Origin of the sequence: Kitasatospora sp. SC0581 (assembly GCF_048159585.1) — a bacterium.
Taxonomy (GTDB): domain Bacteria; phylum Actinomycetota; class Actinomycetes; order Streptomycetales; family Streptomycetaceae; genus Kitasatospora.
On the sequence record NZ_JBLRWA010000287.1, the window covers coordinates 1 to 334 of the forward strand.

Sequence of the window (334 nt, forward strand, 5' to 3'; positions counted from 1 at the left end):
CGCCTTGCGCAGCTTGCTGGCCACCGACCGGGCCGCCATGCGGCGCTGGAAGACGTTGGCGCCGGGGTCCGCACTGGCCTGGGCGAGGCGGGCCTCCAGGATCTTCGAGGCGACCGCGAGCTCGATGGCGGCCTGCACCATCACCGCCCGGACGTGGTTGCAGTACTGGATCACCTGGTCCGTGCCGCCGAACTCCGGCTCCCCCAGGATGAAGTGGGAGTTGCTGGTCTGGATCCGGCCGTTGCCGCCGGCCGCCGCGAAGCCTCCGCCGCCGCCCGAACTCGTGGTGTTGTGGCTGCCGTTGCCCAGGTTCAGGTTGATCCCGAACGACGGG

At 71.0% G+C, this 334-nt stretch carries 1 protein-coding gene; it reads right to left on the reverse strand.

Going from position 1 to position 334, the window contains the following annotated elements:
* The coding region (gene traA / locus ACLWS4_RS38125; RefSeq protein ID WP_416876588.1) for a plasmid transfer protein TraA at nucleotides 1-334 on the reverse strand (334 nt) is incomplete at both ends.